The organism is Isoptericola sp. BMS4 (genome assembly GCF_011634835.1).
Lineage (GTDB): Bacteria > Actinomycetota > Actinomycetes > Actinomycetales > Cellulomonadaceae > Isoptericola.
The window spans coordinates 1,488,944-1,505,545 of the sequence record NZ_SIRP01000001.1; the positions used below are offsets into that span (position 1 = coordinate 1,488,944).

Annotated in this window: 8 protein-coding genes; all 8 read left to right on the top strand. The window is 71.7% G+C overall.

All coding sequences use genetic code 11. The features are described from left to right. Window positions 1–21 precede the first annotated feature (21 nt). The 8 genes from EYB28_RS06655 (at window position 22) to EYB28_RS06690 (ending at window position 16,489) form a co-directional block, all read left to right on the top strand. Window positions 22–1,044: a LacI family DNA-binding transcriptional regulator gene (locus EYB28_RS06655; protein ID WP_166845904.1), complete on the top strand. Its 1,023-nt coding sequence runs from the start codon at window positions 22–24 to the stop codon at window positions 1,042–1,044. Then, window positions 1,041–2,582, top strand: a complete 1,542-nt coding sequence (locus EYB28_RS06660) for a sugar ABC transporter ATP-binding protein (protein WP_166845906.1) — start codon at window positions 1,041–1,043, stop codon at window positions 2,580–2,582. The genes EYB28_RS06655 and EYB28_RS06660 overlap by 4 nt, the downstream gene beginning before the upstream one ends. Before the next feature lie 225 nt (window positions 2,583–2,807). Beyond that, complete coding sequence (locus tag EYB28_RS06665) at window positions 2,808–3,803, top strand: ABC transporter substrate-binding protein (RefSeq protein ID WP_166845907.1); 996 nt, start codon at window positions 2,808–2,810, stop codon at window positions 3,801–3,803. Between the two features lie 107 nt (window positions 3,804–3,910). Further along, the gene (locus tag EYB28_RS06670) at window positions 3,911–5,482 is read left to right on the top strand and encodes a sugar ABC transporter ATP-binding protein (protein WP_166845909.1); all 1,572 of its coding nucleotides are present in this window, start codon (window positions 3,911–3,913) and stop codon (window positions 5,480–5,482) included. Continuing rightward, window positions 5,482–6,621 (top strand): ABC transporter permease, encoded by a 1,140-nt coding sequence (locus EYB28_RS06675; protein ID WP_166845911.1) that lies wholly within the window; start codon window positions 5,482–5,484, stop codon window positions 6,619–6,621. The genes EYB28_RS06670 and EYB28_RS06675 overlap by 1 nt, the downstream gene beginning before the upstream one ends. Beyond that, window positions 6,618–7,640, top strand: coding sequence for a galactofuranose ABC transporter, permease protein YjfF (gene yjfF, locus EYB28_RS06680; RefSeq protein WP_166845913.1), 1,023 nt, complete (start codon window positions 6,618–6,620; stop codon window positions 7,638–7,640). Before EYB28_RS06675 ends, yjfF begins: the two co-directional genes overlap by 4 nt. A 129-nt stretch (window positions 7,641–7,769) precedes the next feature. Then, the gene (locus EYB28_RS06685; RefSeq protein WP_166845915.1) at window positions 7,770–12,917 is read left to right on the top strand and encodes an alpha-L-arabinofuranosidase C-terminal domain-containing protein; all 5,148 of its coding nucleotides are present in this window, start codon (window positions 7,770–7,772) and stop codon (window positions 12,915–12,917) included. Between the two features lie 140 nt (window positions 12,918–13,057). Further along, window positions 13,058–16,489 (top strand): family 43 glycosylhydrolase, encoded by a 3,432-nt coding sequence (locus EYB28_RS06690; protein ID WP_166845917.1) that lies wholly within the window; start codon window positions 13,058–13,060, stop codon window positions 16,487–16,489. Window positions 16,490–16,602: the final 113 nt, after the last annotated feature.

Genomic DNA, 16,602 nt, shown 5'->3' on the forward strand with positions numbered 1-16,602 from the left:
CGAATCCGATGGAGGCTCTGCATGGCGGGTCCCGGCGCCGACAAGCCGAACATCCGGCAGGTCGCGCAGCTCGCCGGCGTCTCGCACATGACCGTGTCGCGGGTGCTCAACGGCCACCCGCACATCCGCGAGGCCACCCGGGTCCGCGTCGAGGAGGCCATCGAGGCGCTCGGCTACCGCCCGAACATGACGGCCCGGGCCCTCGCCACCCAGCGCAGCCGCCGCATCGGGGTGCTCGTGGAGAGCTCGGTGGAGTTCGGACCGACGAGCACCGTCCGCGCCGTCGAGTCCGCGGCCCGCGCCTCCGGGTACGTCGTCAGCTCCGTGCTCCTGCGCGCCGGTGAGGAGATCACCCCCCAGGAGGCGGTCGACCACCTCGTCGCGCAGGGCGTCGACGCGCTCTGCGTCGTGGCGCCGCGGTCGTCGTCGATCGCCGCGCTGCGCCGCATCGACGTCGGGGTGCCCGTGCTCGTCGTCAAGCCCGACGACGACCCGACCTTCCTCACGGTCACCGTCGACCAGCAGGCGGGGACGGCGCTCGCCGTCGACCACCTGGTCTCCCTCGGGCACCGGGACGTGCTGCACCTGGCCGGCCCGCTCGACTGGCTCGACGCCCGCACCCGCGAGCGGTCGTTCCACGCCCGGGCCAAGTCGTGGGGGCTCCGGGAGCGCCCCATCGTGGTCGGGGACTGGACGGCGGACTTCGCGTACGACTTCGCGCGGGGGATCCGCGAGCTCCCGGACTACACGGCCGTCTTCGTCGCGAACGACGACATGGCGGTGGGCCTCGTCCACGGGCTGCACGACCGCGGCTTCTCCGTCCCGGACGACCTCAGCGTCGTGGGCTTCGACGACATCCCGCTGGCCCGGCACGTCATCCCGCCGCTGACGACCGTGCGGCAGAACTTCCACGCCCTCGGCGTCTCGGTCGTCGACGTGCTCCGGGCCGCGATCGAGGAGCGCACGATCCCGACGGTGACGCGCATCCCGGCGGAGCTCGTCGCGCGGGCCTCCAGCGGGCCGCCGCGGAAGGCCGGCCGATGACGGCACGGGCAGCGGGGACGGCCGCCCCGGTCGTCGAGATGACGGGGATCACCGTGGAGCTCTCGGGCGTGCGGGTCCTCGACGACGTGGACCTGGTGCTGCGCCCGGGCGAGGTGCACGCGCTCATGGGGGAGAACGGCGCGGGCAAGTCGACCCTGATCGGGGCGCTGACGGGCACGGTGCCGATCCTGGCGGGCGAGGTCCTGGTCGGCGGCGAGGCCCGCACGCCGACGAGCGTCGCCCGGAGCCGGGCGGAGGGCATCGCGACCGTCTTCCAGGAGTCGCACCTGAGCCCGCACCTGACCGTCGCCGAGAACGTCATGCTCGGCCACGAGGTGCGTCGCTGGTTCGGCATCGACTGGGCGCGGACCCGCCGGCGCGCGTCGGTCGCGCTCGCCACGCTGGGCCTCGAGGACCTCGACCCGCGCGCCCCGCTGGACGCGCTGTCGCCCGCGACCAAGCAGCTCGTGGCGGTCGCGCGGGCGATCGTGCTGGGGCCGCGGGTGCTCGTGCTCGACGAGCCCACGTCGAGCCTGGACGCTGCCGAGGCGGCCCGGCTGCTCGGGGTGGTGCGCCGCCTGCGGGACTCCGGCGTCGCGGTGCTGTTCGTCTCGCACTTCCTGGAGCAGGTGTTCGAGGTGAGCGACCGGATGACGGTGCTCCGCGGCGGCCGTGTCGTGGCGGAGTACCGGACGTCGCGGGTCGAGCGCGCCGAGCTGATCTCGAAGATGCTCGGGGAGGACATCGACGCGCTCCAGGCGCTGCACTCCCAGCGGCTCGCGCACCACTACTCCGGCTCGGGCGAGGTGACGCTGCGGGCGACCTCCCTCGGCCGGCGCGGGACGCTCGAGCCCACGGACGTCGACCTGTCGCGCGGCGAGGTCGTGGGGTTCGCCGGGCTGCGCGGCTCGGGGCGCACCGAGCTCGCCGGCCTGCTGAGCGGGGTGGAGCGCGCCGACCGCGGCGAGCTCTGGCTGAACGGCGCCCGCGTGCAGCTGCGCAGCCCGGGGGCGGCGCTGCGGCACCGGATCGCGATGTCGAGCGAGAACGTGCGCGACGACGGGATCGTCGCGGGGCTGACTGTGCGGGAGAACATCGTGCTGGCGCTCCAGGCGCTCCGGGGGTGGTCGCGCCCGCTGTCCCGCGGCGAGCAGGACGCGGTCGTCGAGACCTACCTCGAGGCCCTGCACCTGTCGCCCGACGACCTCGACCGCCCCGCGGGCGAGCTGTCGGGCGGCACGCAGCAGAAGGTCCTGCTGGCTCGGCTGCTGGCGACGCGGCCGCACGTCCTGATCCTCGACGAGCCGACGCGCGGCATCGACATCGCGGCCAAGCTCGACATCCAGCGCCGGGTCGCGCGGCTGGCGGGCGAGGGGGTCGCCGTCGTCTTCATCTCGGCCCAGCTCGAGGAGGTGGTGCGCCTGTCCGACCGCGTCGTGGTCCTCAAGGACCGAGAGAAGATCGGCGAGCTGAGCAACGGGCCCGGGGTCACGGTGGACACGATCGTCGAGATGATCGCGGCGGACCTGGAGCCCTGACCTCCCGCGGGGCGCGGCCGACGGCGGCCCGCGCCCGCGGTCTCGCGACGCCGGGGCGGCGACGCGGGGCGAGTGTTACGGGATCGTGACGTCGAATCCTGGCCGGGCTCTATGTGACCGGTCACAGTTCCGCTATGTTAGCGGTCACAACGACGTCTTGCCGGAGGGTCCGAGTCGATCCACGGGCCGGCAGCAGCCGGTCGCCGGCGTCTCGAGGAGGAGATCATGAGCAGGAACTTCCGACGCGCCTCAGCGGCGGTCCTCGCAGCCCTGACGGCGGCCTCGCTGGTCGCGTGCAGCAGCGAGCAGGCGCCGCAGAGCGCCAGCGGCGACGGCGGCGCGACCACCGACACCATCACCCTCGGCTTCTCGCAGGTGGGTGCCGAGTCCGGGTGGCGGGCGGCCAACACCAAGTCCATCCAGGACACGCTCACCGCGGAGAACGGCTTCGAGCTGAAGTTCTCCGACGCGCAGCAGAAGCAGGAGAACCAGATCCAGGCGATCCGGTCCTACATCCAGCAGCAGGTCGACGTCATCGCGTTCTCGCCGGTCGTCGAGTCCGGCTGGGACGCGGTGCTCGAGGAGGCCAAGTCCGCGGGCATCCCGGTCATCCTCACCGACCGTGCCGTCGACTCCGAGGACGAGACGCTCTACGAGTCGTTCATCGGCTCCGACTTCGTCGAGGAGGGCCACCGCGCGGGCGAGTGGGCCGTCGAGCAGTACGACGGCGAGGGGATGAAGATGGTGGAGCTCCAGGGCACCACCGGCTCCGCCCCCGCGATCGACCGCAAGGAGGGCTTCGCCTCGGCGATCGAGGGGTCCGACATCGAGGTCCTCGACTCCCAGACGGGCAACTTCACCCGCACCGAGGGCAAGCAGGTGATGGAGGGCTTCCTGCAGAAGTACGACGACATCGACCTCGTCTTCGCCCACAACGACGACATGGGCCTGGGCGCCATCGAGGCCATCGAGGCCGCGGGCAAGGTGCCGGGCGAGGACATCAAGATCATCACGATCGACGCGGTCAAGGACGGCATGCAGGCCCTGGCCGACGGCAAGATCAACTACATCGTCGAGTGCAACCCGCTGCTCGGCCCGGACCTCGCCGACGTGGCGACCAAGGTCGTCGCGGGTGAGGACGTCGAGAAGCGGATCGTCGTCGAGGACGCCGCGTTCGACCAGGAGGGCGCCAAGGAGGCGCTGCCCGACCGTCAGTACTGACGGTCCCGTCCGACGGCCGCCCGCCCTCGCGGCGGGCGGCCCCGAGACCCGCGGTGGGCGCGGCACGACCTCGCGCCGCGCCCACCGCGCCCCACGGAAGGTCAAGGATGACGAGCTCGACCGCCGGCCCGGCCGGCAGCTCCCGGGGCGACGCCCCCGGCGCCGGGCGCCCCGTCGTCGAGATGACCGGGATCTCGATCGAGTTCCCGGGCGTCAAGGCGCTCGACGGGGTCGACCTCCGGCTCTTCGGAGGCGAGGTGCACGCCCTCATGGGCGAGAACGGCGCCGGGAAGTCCACCCTCATCAAGGCGCTCACGGGCGTCTACGGCATCGACGACGGCGAGATCCTCGTCGGCGGCGAGCCGCACCGGTTCTCCGGCCCGGGAGAGGCCCAGGCCGCGGGGATCGCGACCGTGTACCAGGAGGTCAACCTCTGCGAGAACCTCACGGTCGCGGAGAACATCATGCTGGGCCACGAGCCGCGCCGCCTCGGCGTGATCGACTGGCCCCGCACGCGCCGTCGCGCGGCCGAGCACCTGGCCACCATGGGCCTGGACATCGACCCCGCGTCGTCGCTGGGCTCCCACTCGATCGCCGTGCAGCAACTGGTCGCCATCAGCCGCGCCATGGTGGTCGACGCCAAGGTGCTGATCCTCGACGAGCCCACCTCCAGCCTGGACGCGGACGAGGTCGCCCGGCTCTTCACCGTCGTGCGCCGCCTGCGCGACCAGGGGGTCGCGATCCTGTTCGTCTCGCACTTCCTCGAGCAGGTCTACGAGATCTCCGACCGGATGACGGTGCTGCGCAACGGGGCCCGGGTGGGGGAGTACCCCACCGCCGAGCTCAGCCGCACCGAGCTGGTGTCGCGGATGATCGGCCGCTCGATGGAGGTGCTCGACGACCTGCAGGTGCGCACCGAGCACAGCGTCGACCCCACCGAGGGCACGCCGTTCGTGCGGGCGGTCGGGCTGGGGCGGCGCGGCTCGGTCCAGCCGTTCGACCTCGACGTCCACCCGGGCGAGGTGGTCGGCCTCGCCGGCCTGCTCGGCTCCGGGCGCACGGAGATGGCGCGCCTGCTCGCGGGCGCCGACCGGGCGGACTCGGGCACGCTGCACGTCAAGGGCGCACTGACCCGGCTGCGCTCCCCGCGGGCCGCGATCGCGCGCAAGGTCGCCTTCTCCTCCGAGGACCGCAAGGCGGAGGGCGTCGTCGGCGACCTCACGGTGCGCGAGAACATCGTGCTCGGTCTGCAGGCGGACCGCGGCTGGCTGCGCCGGCTGCCGGCCCGGCAGGTCGACGAGATCGTCGAGCGGTACGTCGCGGCGCTGAACATCCGGCCCGCGGACCCGGACGCCCTGCTGCGCAACCTCTCGGGCGGCAACCAGCAGAAGGTGCTGCTCGCGCGCTGGCTCGCCACGGCGCCGGAGCTGTTCATCCTCGACGAGCCGACCCGCGGCATCGACGTCGGTGCCAAGGCCGAGATCCAGCGGCTCGTCGCCGACCTGGCGGCGCGCGGGATGGCGGTGCTCTTCATCTCGGCCGAGCTCGAGGAGGTGGTGCGGCTCAGCCACCGCATCGCCGTGATGCGCGACCGGCACAAGGTCGCGGAGCTGACCAACACCGAGTCCGTCGGCGTCGACGACGTCGTCGAGCTCATCGCGAGCGGAGGGGAACGCTGATGTCCACACCTTCGCCGGCACCTTCGCCGGCACCGTCGGCGCGTACCGGTGCCGCGGGACGGTGGGGAGCCGTCCTGCGCCACCACCTGTTCTGGCCGGTGCTCGCGCTCGTCGTGCTCCTCGCGGTCAACACCGCCGTCCGGCCCGACTTCCTGTCCGTGTCGATCCTCGACGGGCACCTCTTCGGCTCGCCGATCGACATCCTGCGCAACTGCGCCCCGCTCATGCTGGTCGCGCTGGGCATGTCGCTGGTGATCGCGACACGGGGCATCGACCTGTCGGTCGGCGCCGTCGTCGCGATCGCGGGCGCGGTCGCGCTGACCTTCATCGCGGGCTCGCCAGACCCGGAGTCCCCGACGACGGTGCTGCTGGCGGTCGGCCTGGCGCTCGCGCTGAGCCTCGCGCTGGGGGTGTGGAACGGCTTCCTCGTCTCCGTGCTCGGCATCCAGCCCATCATCGCGACCCTCATCCTCATGACCGCGGGCCGCGGCGTGGCGATGCTGGTGACGCAGGGGCAGATCACCACGGTGAACAGTGCGCCGTTCAAGACGCTGGGCGCCGGCTACTGGTTCGGCCTGCCCGCCGCGACCCTGGTCGCGTTCGGCGTGTTCGGGCTGGTGGCGCTGCTGGTGCGCCGCACCGCGCTCGGCATGCTGGTCGAGGCGGTGGGCATCAACCCGGCCGCGAGCCGGCTCGCGGGCGTGCAGGCGCGGACCATCGTGTGGACCGTGTTCGCCCTGTCGGGCCTGTTCTCCGGCCTGGCGGGCCTCATCCTGTCGTCGAACGTCATGGCGGCCGACGCGAACAACGCCGGCCTGTTCATCGAGCTCGACGCGATCCTGGCCGTCGTGATCGGCGGCACGTCCCTCGCCGGCGGCAAGTTCTCGCTCTCGGGCACCTTCGTCGGCGTGCTGATCATCGCGACCCTGTCCCTCACGGTGACCAACGTCGGCATCTCCCCGCTGGTCACGCCGCTGTTCAAGGCACTCGTGGTGGCCGCGGTGACCCTGCTCCAGTCGCCGGTGGTGCGGCGCCGGCTCGCCGAGCGCACGCGGCGCGGCGGTCGCCCGCCCCGCACGGCGCCGGCCCCGCGGCCGGGGAAGCCCTCCGACACGACGACGAAGGCGGTGGCCCGATGACGACCCTCGCATCCTCCCGCGACGCGGCCCCCGCACCCGGCGGCGGACCTGCCCGGCGGCGGCGCCTGCACGTCGACCGGCGGTACCTGCCGGTCCTCGGCACGGTCGTGGTGCTGGCGCTCCTGCTCGTGCTCGGCGGCGCGCGCTACGACAACTTCCTGTCCGTCGGCGTGCTGGCGAACCTCTTCATCAACAACTCGTTCCTCATCGTGCTGGCCGTGGGCATGACCTTCGTCATCCTCACGGGCGGGATCGACCTGTCGGTCGGCTCGGTCGTCGCGCTGTCCAGCGTGACGGCGGCCTACCTGCTGCAGAGCGGCATGCCGGCGGGCGTCGTGATCCCGCTGGTGGTGCTCGTGGGGTCGGTCATCGGGCTCCTCATGGGCCTGATGGTGCAGGTCTTCGAGGTGCAGCCGTTCATCGCGACCCTCGCGGGGATGTTCTTCGCCCGGGGGCTGTGCTTCCTCATCGCCCCGGAGTCGATCCCGATCACGGACGAGTCGTTCGTCTCCCTCGCGGGCTGGGACACCTGGGTCGGGGGCCAGTGGCGGCTCACCATGAGTGTCGTCATCGCCCTGGTCGCGGTCGTCTTCGCGTTCTACCTGCTGCACTACACGCAGTTCGGGCGCACCGTGTACGCGATCGGCGGTGGCGAGGCGTCGGCGCGGCTCATGGGTCTGCCCGTGACCCGCACCAAGGTGCTCGTGTACGTCGTCAGCGGCACCTGCGCCGGGCTCGGCGGCCTGCTGTTCGCGATGTTCTCCCGCTCGGGCTACTCGCTCACGGGGGTGGGCATGGAGCTCGACGCGATCGCGGCCGTCGTCATCGGCGGCACGCTCCTGACCGGCGGCACCGGGTTCGTCCTCGGCTCGGTGCTCGGCGTCCTGGTGCTGGGCCTGATCCAGACCATCATCACCTTCGAGGGCACCCTGAGCTCCTGGTGGACCAAGATCGTCATCGGCGTGCTGCTGCTGATCTTCGTGGTGCTCCAGCGGGTCCTCACCGTGCGGCGCTCCTAGCGCCCGACCGGTCCGGCCCGCCCCCGGCGGGCCGGACCCAACCCCCTGCCCGACCGACCGCGAGACCACGCCCGTCGCTCACGGATGTGAGCGCTCACACCGCGACATGCTCAGCGAGGAGCAGCCACGATGTACAGAGCAGCACGACGATCGGCGCCACTGGCGCTGACGCTCGCCCTGGCGTTGCCGGCCTCGGCCGCCGCCGCCGTCCCCCCGCCCCCGACCCAGGCGCGCGCCGCGGTCCCGACCGCCGTCGACGTGGACGACGCCGACCACGCCGCCTACGTCTTCCCTTACTTCGCCGGCGAGGGGGCCGACGGCGAGAAGATCTACCTGGCCGTCAGCGAGTCCGACGACCCGACCACCTGGCACACCCTCAACGACGGCGATCCGATCCTCGAGTCCACCATGGGCACCGAGGGCCTTCGCGACCCGTTCCTGGCCCGCAACCCCGAGACCGGCACCTACTACCTGCTCGCCACGGACCTGAAGATCGCCGGGGGCGGGAACTTCGGCGACGCTCAGGAGACCGGCAGCCGGTCGATGATGGTCTGGTCCTCGCCCGACCTGGTGAACTGGTCCGAGCAGCGCGAGATCGAGCTCGCGCCCACCAGCGCCGGCAACCTGTGGGCCCCCGAGGCGCACTGGGACGCCGAGGCCGAAGAGTTCGTCGTGTACTGGGCCTCCGCCCTCTACCCGGACGACGTCGCGCCCGAGGACCGTGACATCAGCACGTCCTACCAGCGGATGATGGTCGCGACCACGCCCGACTTCACGCAGGGCAGCTTCTCCGAGCCCGAGGTGTGGATCGACATGCCCCGCGGCGACGGTCGCGGCATGATCGACTCCACGATCGCCGAGATCCCGGGGGAGAGCGGCAGCACCTACTACCGCTTCACCAAGGACGAGGCGGACATGACGGTGCGCGAGGAGTCGTCCACCGACCTGCGCCTGACCCAGGGGGTCGCCGACGGTGACGGCTGGGACCTGGTCGCCGAGCACGTCGGCGTCGGGGAGCCCAACCCGTGGGGTGGCACCTTCACCGCCGGCGAGGGGCCGACGGTGTTCCCGTCCCTGACCGACGACTCCTGGTACATGATGATCGACCAGCCGTCGTACCACGGCGGCGAGGGCTACATGCTGTTCCGGACGCCGGACCTGGCGTCCGGCGACTGGAGCTCGCTGCCCGAGGTCGAGCTGCCGAGCAACCCGCGCCACGGCACCGTGCTGCCGATCACCGCGGCCGAGCAGACGGCGGTCATCGAGGCGTACCAGCCCGAGCTGCTCGCCGAGGGCGTGACGCTGGACCGCTCGGAGCTCGCCCTCGAACCGGGCGCCACGAGGAGGCTCGAGGCGACGGTCACCCCCATCACCGCCGAGGACCGCACGGTCACCTGGTCGTCCGACGACGAGTCGGTGGCGACGGTCGACGCCGACGGTGTGGTCACCGCCGTCGCCGCGGGCACCGCCACGATCACGGCGGCCTCGGACGGCGGCCACGGCTCGGCGTCCGCGACGCTCACCGTCACCGCGCCCGCGCCGGCCCCGCTGCCGGACGGCGCCTGGGTCGACGACTTCGACGGCGCCGAGCTCGGCGCCCGGTGGACGATCGACCGCGAGGAGGCCTCCGCCTGGTCCCTGGGCGACGGGTCGCTGACCCTGCAGTCGCAGCCGGGGGACACCTACCAGGGCGACAACAACCACGAGAACGTGTTCCTCGTCGACGTGCCCGCGGGCGACTTCGTCGCGCAGACCTCCCTGGACGCCACCCCGACCGCGGACTTCCAGGGCGCGGGCATCATCGCCTGGAAGGGGACCGACGACTACGTACGTACGGGCCTGACTCACGCGTCCGTCTTCGCCGACGGCCCCGTGGGCATCGAGACCGGCACCGAGACCGGGGCCGTGTACTCCTCGACCTTCGCCGCCCGTGAGGGCTCCACCGGCGAGACGCTCCGGCTGGAGCGGACCGGGGACGACCTCACCGTCTCCGTGTGGGACGACGTGGACTGGACCCAGGTCGCCACGACCACGCTGGACGCCGACACCACGCAGATCGGGCTCTACGCCCTCGCCGCCGGGTCGGCCCCCAGCCACGAGGTGTCGTTCGACTACTTCGCGCTCGTCGAGCCGCAGGGCGCCGACGTCGTCCCGGAGGGCGAGTTCACCCTCGCCGGTGCCGAGGGCGGCTACGTCGTCGACGACGGCGGGCTCGCCCTCACCGACCAGCGGCCGCTGGACACGACGAGCTTCGTCGCGACCCCGGTCGACGGGTCGGGGGATGCCTCGCCCGTCACGCTCGCGACCGCCGGCGGCGACCCGCTCGTGGTGAGCGGCGACCGGCTGACCGTCGGGGCGCAGGGCGACGAGGCCGCCGTCGTGCGCCTGCGCGACATCGGCGGGGGAGCCCTCGCCGTCCTCGTCGGCGACCGTGCGCTGGTCCCGGGGGCCGACGGCGCCCTCGTCCTGGGCGAGGCGGCCGACGCGGCCCGTCTCGTCGTCGTCCCAGTCTCGGTGACCGAGCACGAGCTGACGATCGACACCGAGGCCGAGCGCACCGAGATGAGCGACGACCTCTACGGCGCGTTCTACGAGGACATCAACTACGCGGCCGACGGCGGCCTGTACGCCGAGCTGGTCCGCAACCGGTCCTTCGAGTTCTCTCATGCGGACAACGGCTCCTTCACCGGCCTGACCGCATGGAGCAAGGTCGGCGGCGGCGACATCACCGTCGAGTCCGAGCGGGACGAGTGGCTCAACGACTCCAACCGCTACTACCTGACCGTCGACTCCGACGGCAGCACGGGCGTGTCGAACTCCTCGTACAACGAGGGCGTCGCGGTCGCCGACGGCGCGTCGTACGACGCGTCGGTCTGGGCCCGCACCCCGGTGGCGCAGGACCTCACCGTGCGCGTGGTGTCCGCCGACGGCGGGACCACGTACGCGACCGGCACGGTCGCCGTCGACGGCTCGGACGAGTGGAAGCAGTACGAGACCACCCTGACCGTCACGGGCACGGCGAACGACGCCCGCTTCGAGGTCGTCTCGGGTGCCGAGGGCACGCTGCGCCTCGACATGGTGTCCCTGTTCCCGCAGGACACCTGGGTCGGTCCCGTCAACGGCAGGAGCGTGCTGCGCAAGGACCTGGCCGAGATGGTCGAGGACCTGAACCCGAAGTTCCTGCGCTTCCCGGGAGGGTGCGTGACGAACGTCGGCACCTTCGACACGTACCTCGGCTCCGACGGCGAGGACCGTACGCGCACCTACCAGTGGAAGGAGACGATCGGGCCGGTCGAGGAGCGCCCGACCAACGGGAACTTCTGGGGCTACAACCAGTCCTACGGCATCGGGTACCTCGAGTACATGAAGTGGGCCGAGGACCTCGGCGCCACCCCGCTGCCCGTGGTGTCCGTGGGCGCCAACGGCTGCGGGTCGACCATCCCTGAGATGCACCCCGGCGACGCGAACTTCGACCGCTGGGTCGCCGACACGGTGGACCTCGTCGAGTTCGCCAAGGGCGACGTCGACACCGAGTGGGGCGCCGTGCGCGCCGAGCTCGGCCACCCGGAGCCGTTCGACCTGCGCTACATCGGGCTGGGGAACGAGGAGAACACCGACACGTTCCAGGAGAACTTCCCGGCGTTCCGCGACGCGATCGAGGACGCCGCCGCCGACCACGGGTGGGACGTCACGATCATCTCCAACTCGGGTCCGGACGACACCGGTGCCCGCTTCGACGAGCTGTGGGAGTTCAACCGCGACCAGGGCGTGGACATGGTCGACGAGCACTACTACAACGACCCGTCCTGGTTCCTGCAGAACTCCGAGCGGTACGACTCCTACGACCGCTCCGGTCCGCACGTGTTCCTCGGCGAGTACGCCTCGCGCGGCAACACCTGGGGCAACGCGCTGGCCGAGGCGGCGTACATGACCGGTCTGGAGCGCAACTCCGACGTCGTCGAGCTGGCCTCCTACGCGCCGATGTTCGCCAACGAGGACTACGTCCAGTGGTCCCCGGACATGATGTGGTTCGACAACGACGAGTCCTGGGGCTCGGTGAACTACTGGAACCAGCGGCTGTTCATGAACAACGTCGGCGACGAGGTCGTGCCGAGCGAGCACTCCGGTCCGGCAGCGCCGGGCAACGGCCCGCTCGACGGCGGCGTCTTCCTGTCGACCTGGTCCACCCAGGCCGCCTACGACGACGTCGTGGTGACCGACAACGACACCGGTGAGGTGCTGTTCTCCGACTCCTTCGAGGACGCCTCCAGCTGGTCGCCGGTGGCGGGCTCGTGGGCGGTCGAGGACGGCGAGTACGTCCAGTCCGGCTCGGCGAACGACGCCCGGTCGGTCCCGACGGACGGCTACGACGTCGACTGGTCGAACTACACGCTGGAGCTCGACGCCCGCAAGCTCTCCGGCGACGAGGGCTTCCTCGTCGGCTTCGCCGCCGGCGGTGCGGACGACTACTTCTGGTGGAACCTCGGCGGCTGGAACAACACCCGGTCGGTGCTCCAGCGTGCCGACGGCGGGTCCGCCGGCGAGGTCGTCGCCCTCGAGGGCGAGTCGGTCGAGACCGGCCAGGACTACCACGTCAAGGTCGTCGTCGAGGGTCGCACCGTGGAGCTCTACCTGGACGGTGAGCTGCAGATGACCTACACCGAGCCGACCGAGAAGTCGCTCTACCAGGTCGTCACCCACGACGAGGAGACCGGCGAGCTGATCGTCAAGGTCGTCAACCCGGGAGCCTCGACCGCACGGACCGACGTGTCCGTCACCGGCGGGTTCGACGTGGCGCCCGAGGTGGCCGTCACCGAGATGGTGGCCGACCCGTCGGCGACCAACACCAAGGCCGACAAGACGAACGTGGTCCCCGTCGACCGGACCTGGGACTCCGGAGCGGACGCGTTCACGTACGACTTCCCGGCCCACTCGGTGACGTTCCTGAGGCTGGCGCCCGAGACCGGCGAGACCCCCAGCGCGGTGCGGGCGAGGATCCGGCCCGCGTCCGTGGTGCAGGGCACCTCGGCCCGGGTCGAGGCGACCGTCGTGGCCGCCGAGGGCGGCGGGTCGAAGGACCGCGGGACGGGCCGGGTCGAGGTCGAGGTGGACGGCGTGACCGCCACGGGCACCCTGGCCGACGGCGAGGCCACCGTGCGGATCCCGACCGACGGCCTGGAGCCCGGGGAGCATCGGGTGACGGTCCGCTACCCGGGTGACGCCACGTATGCGCCGAGCGAGGTGGTCAAGGACCTGACGGTCCGCGCCCCGAGGTAGCACCACCACGCCGCCGACCGTCCTGGTTCTGTACGCAATCCGCTGGATTCCGTACAGAACCAGGACGGTCGGCAGACCACGGGCCAGGATGTTGACGTGAACATCTCGACCCACCGTTTCTCGACGAGGAGGACTCACCCATGAACGGCACGACATCACGATCGCACCGACGGGCCGGGCCCGTGCGGCGGCGCTGGCAGGGCGCCGCCGTGGCCCTCGCGGTCGGGCTCCCGGCCGCGCTGGCGAGCATGCCCGCGTCCGCCGCACCGGCCCCGTCGTCGGGCACGACGTCCGACGCCACCACCACCGACGCGCAGGACGAGTACGCCGGCTACCTGTTCTCGTACTTCACCGGCGAGGGCACTGCCGACGGGGAGCAGGTCTACTTCGGTCTGAGCGAGGGCAACGACCCCCTGCACTACCGGCCGATCAACGACGGCGAGCCGGTGCTCACCTCCGACGTGGGCGACGACGGCGTCCGCGACCCGTTCATCATCCGCGACCCGCGCGACGGCTCGTTCTACCAGATCGCCACCGACCTGAAGGTCTACGGCAACGGGAACTGGGACGAGTTCCAGCGCCACGGCTCCCTGTCGATCGTCGTGTGGGAGTCGGACGACCTGGTGAGCTGGAGCGAGCCGCGCCTCGTGCAGGTCTCGCCCGAGAACGCCGGCAACACGTGGGCACCCGAGGCGTACTGGGATGACGAGCGCGGCGAGTTCGTCGTGTTCTGGGCCTCCAAGCTGTACGACGCCGACGACCCGGAGCACACCGGGAACCAGCACAACCGCATGATGTACGCGACCACGACGGACTTCCGGACCTTCTCGGAGGCGAAGGTCTGGATCGACCCGGGCTACTCCGTCATCGACTCCACCGTCATCAAGCACGACGACACGTACTACCGGTTCACCAAGGACGAGCGGAACAACACCTCGTCCACGCCGTGCTCGAAGTTCATCACCGCCGAGAGGTCGACCGACCTGCGGTCGACGGACTACGACTTCATCGCCGACTGCATCGGCAAGGCGCGCGACGGCTCGCCGGGGATCAACCAGGGCGAGGGGCCGCTCGTCTTCAAGTCCAACACCGAGGAGAAGTGGTACCAGTTCATCGACGAGTTCGGCGGTCGCGGCTACGTGCCGTTCGAGACCACCGACCTGGACTCGGGCGAGTGGACGATGGCCACGGACTACCAGATGCCGGGCCGCCCGCGGCACGGCACCGTGCTGCCGGTGACACAGGCCGAGTACGACCGGCTGCTGCGCCACTACCAGCCGGACGCCCTCGTCGAGTCCGTCGACCCCGTCGAGGCGACCACCCAGGTGCGGCGCGCCCCCGTGCTGCCCGGCGAGGTGGGCGTCACCTACGCGGACGGCTCGACCGGGACCACGGCCGTCACCTGGGACACCGTCGCCGAGGGCGACTACGCGCGGCCGGGGACGTTCGAGGTCACCGGCACGCTGGCGGGCGGCGCGTCCGCCCGGGCCACCGCGACGGTGACCGTCCAGGCGCAGCGCATCCACGTGGAGTCGGTCTCCGTCGATCCTTCGCAGGTCGAGCTGTGGCAGGGCACCGAGGCCACCCTGGAGGCCACTGTCACGCCGGAGAACGCCTCGGACCGGCGGGTCCGGTGGGCTTCGCGCGACACCGACGTCGCGACCGTGGACGCCGACGGCACGGTGCACGCCGTCGCGCCCGGCACGGCCACGGTCGTGGCCGCGACGCACGGCCCGCACCGTGCCGAGGTCGCGGTGACGGTCACCGCCGAGCCGCCGGGCCTCGTGGCCCGCTACCCGCTGGACGAGACGTCCGGGACCGCGGCGGCCAACGCCGTCGCGGACAGCCCGTTCGCCGCGGCGAGCCTGGAGAACGGGGCCGCGTTCACGGGCGACGGCGTCGCCCTCGACGGCGCGGACGACTACGTCGACCTGCCCGACCACCTGCTGCGCGGGCTGACCGACGTCACCGTGGCGCTCGACGTGCGGATCGCGCCCGACCAGGGCACGCCGTACTTCGTCTACGGTCTCGGCAACTCCAGCGGGTCCAGCGGGGACGGGTACCTGTTCACCACCGGCAACGCCTACCGCACCTCGATCACCACGGGGAACTGGTCCGGCGAGCAGACCGTGACCGCCGGCCGCGACCTCGACCGCGGGGTGTGGACCCACCTGGCGTACACGCTGTCCGGCGACACCGCCGTGCTGTACGAGAACGGCGTCGAGGTGGCCCGGCAGACGGGCGTCACCGTCGACCCGGGCGACATCGGCGGCGGCGACACCGTGGCGAACTACCTCGGGCGGTCGCTGTACTCCGGCGACAAGCACCTCAAGGGCGACGTGCGGGACTTCCGCCTCTACGACCGGGCGCTGTCGGCCGCGGAGGTCGCCTCGTTCGGCGTGGACCACACCGCCGTGCGCGGCGCGGAGGCCGACGGCCTGGCCACCGGCGCGATCGTCGACGGCGAGACCTCCACGGTGACGCTCCCGGTCGAGCCGGCCACGGACGTCACGGCGCTCGCGCCGCGGCTCGACGTCTCCGCCGCGGCGACCGTGAGCCCGGCCAACGGCTCGACGCAGGACCTCACCGAGCCCGTGACGTACACGGTCACCGGCCCGGACGGGGAATCGCGGGACTGGACGGTGCGGGCCGTGGAGCTGCGCACCCCCGTGCTGCCCGGGTACAACGCCGACCCGAACATCGCCCAGTTCGGCGGCACGTTCTACCTGTACGCGACGAGCGACGGGTTCGACGGCTGGGGCGGGCGCACGTTCTACGTCTGGACGTCAAAGAACCTGGTCGACTGGGAGCGCTCGGCCGAGCCGATCCTCACGCTCGACGGCGAGGACGGCGACGTGCCGTGGGCGACCGGCAACGCGTGGGCCCCGACGATCATCGAGCGGGACCAGAAGTACTACTTCTACTTCTCCGGCCACAACCCGGCCTACGGCCGCAAGACGATCGGCGTCGCGGTCGCGGACAGCCCCACCGGGCCGTTCGTCGCGGAGCCGGAGGCGATGATCACGAACGGCGAGGACGTGCACTCGGGGCAGGCGATCGACCCGGCCGCGTTCGAGGACCCGGCCACGGGCACGTTCTACCTGTTCTGGGGCAACGGCGGCCCGTCGAACGGTCCCGTGATGGCCGAGCTGAGCGACGACATGACGTCCGTCGTGCCGGGCAGCATCCGCCGGATCGAGGGGCTGCCCGACTTCCGTGAGGGTCTGTTCGTGAACTACCGCGACGGGAGGTACCACCTCACGTACTCCATCGACGACACCGGCTCGGAGAACTACCGCGTCGGGTACGCGACGTCCGACAGTGTCGACGGGCCGTGGACCTACCAGGGTCTGCTGCTGGCCAAGGACGCGAGCCAGGGGATCCTCGGGACCGGGCACTCCTCGATCCTCAACGTGCAGGGCACCGACGACTGGTACATCGCGTACCACCGGTTCGCGATCCCCGACGGGAACGGCACCCACCGGGAGACGACGATCGACCGGCTCCACGTCGGCGACGACGGGCTGTTCCAGCCCGTGACGCCCACGCTCGGCGGGCCCGACCCCCGCTGAGACCACCCGCAGCGACACCGAGCAGGCGGTCGACAGCGTGGCGGCCGGTTCTCGCCGCCATCACGCCGTCGACCGCCTGCTCGGCGTCGTCACGCAAGTTCACGCAAGCGGCT

Excerpts from the sequence above, each read along its gene's own strand:
- EYB28_RS06685 (WP_166845915.1), top strand. The coding sequence starts at position 7,770 with ATGTACAGAGCAGCACGACGATCGGCGCCACTGGCGCTGACGCTCGCC.
- EYB28_RS06665 (WP_166845907.1), top strand. The coding sequence starts at position 2,808 with ATGAGCAGGAACTTCCGACGCGCCTCAGCGGCGGTCCTCGCAGCCCTG.
- EYB28_RS06670 (WP_166845909.1), top strand. The coding sequence starts at position 3,911 with ATGACGAGCTCGACCGCCGGCCCGGCCGGCAGCTCCCGGGGCGACGCC.
- EYB28_RS06675 (WP_166845911.1), top strand. The coding sequence starts at position 5,482 with ATGTCCACACCTTCGCCGGCACCTTCGCCGGCACCGTCGGCGCGTACC.
- EYB28_RS06690 (WP_166845917.1), top strand. The coding sequence starts at position 13,058 with ATGAACGGCACGACATCACGATCGCACCGACGGGCCGGGCCCGTGCGG.
- yjfF (WP_166845913.1), top strand. The coding sequence starts at position 6,618 with ATGACGACCCTCGCATCCTCCCGCGACGCGGCCCCCGCACCCGGCGGC.
- EYB28_RS06655 (WP_166845904.1), top strand. The coding sequence starts at position 22 with ATGGCGGGTCCCGGCGCCGACAAGCCGAACATCCGGCAGGTCGCGCAG.
- EYB28_RS06660 (WP_166845906.1), top strand. The coding sequence starts at position 1,041 with ATGACGGCACGGGCAGCGGGGACGGCCGCCCCGGTCGTCGAGATGACG.